The organism is Methanoregula sp. (genome assembly GCF_002835825.1).
Taxonomy (GTDB): Archaea; Halobacteriota; Methanomicrobia; order Methanomicrobiales; family Methanospirillaceae; genus Methanoregula.
The window spans coordinates 1-1,077 of the sequence record NZ_PIZH01000734.1; the positions used below are offsets into that span (position 1 = coordinate 1).

The following is a 1,077-nucleotide window of genomic DNA, read 5'->3' on the forward strand; positions in this document are numbered from 1 at the left end:
CTGACCTACGAACTCTCCAAGGTGCTGGAGACTGACGCCGGGGTCGTGGTACCCATCCTCGACGACGTATTCCCCGAATTCCGCGAGCTTGCCCCCGAATCCTCGCGCTCTACACTCCGGCGCCACATGACGAGCGGCTGGTTCTTAACACTCGGGGCGATTTGGGACAAGAGCCCGCTTCCCCTCCGCATGTTCTCGGTTGACCGATGCTTCCGGCGCGAACAGGCCGAAGGGCCGACCCGGCTCATGACCTACAACTCAGCATCCTGTATCATTGCCGGGGATGACGTGACGATTGAGGACGGCAAGGCAGTAAGCGAGGCGCTCCTCTCGGCGTTCGGGTATACCGACTTCCGGTTCCAGCCTGACGAGAAACGCTCGAAATACTATATGCCGGACACCCAGACGGAAGTGTATGCCCGGCACCCGGTCCATGGCTGGGTCGAAGTGGCGACCTTCGGGATGTACTCTCCCTCGGCGCTCGCAGAATACGGCGTCGGCGTCCCGGTCATGAACCTGGGACTCGGCGTCGAGCGGCTCGCGATGATCGCGTACAACGCCAACGATGTCCGCCAGCTCGTCTATCCCCAGTTCTTCCCCCGGCCGCTCTCCGACAGGGAGATCGCCCGGGCAGTCCACCTGAAGGAAGAGCCGTCATCTCCCGAAGGAAAAGTGCTTGCACAGGCAATTGCAAAGGTTGCGGCCGCGAACGGGGCGGCACAGGGCCCCTGCTCGTTCGATGTATGGGAAGGGACTCTTACCGGTACCCGCGTGAAGGTAGTAGTTGAAGAGACCGAGTCCAATGCGAAACTCTGCGGGCCGGCCTGTGCAAACGAGATCTTCGTCCACGAAGGATCGGTGCTCGGGGTGCCGGACGCCGAGAAGTGGAAGCAGGTGCGGACCGAGGGAGTGCCAACCGGCCTCTCCTACCTTTCCGCGGTGTCGGCCCTTGCCGCCGCCCGTATTGAGGAGGCAGCACGGTGCGGGAAGGAAACAACCGTTCAGGTCAAGATGGCAAAGCTCCCCAGTGACATCAACCTGAAGGTCGATGAGTACGCAATGCGCTTCATCACAGAC

Annotated in this window: 1 protein-coding gene; it reads left to right on the plus strand. The window is 61.7% G+C overall.

Annotation, left to right across the window (positions count from 1 at the left end; genetic code table 11):
• Nucleotides 1–1,077, plus strand: a 1,077-nt coding sequence (gene sepS / locus CW742_RS14790) for an O-phosphoserine--tRNA ligase (protein WP_292421702.1), incomplete at both ends; no start/stop codon positions are given.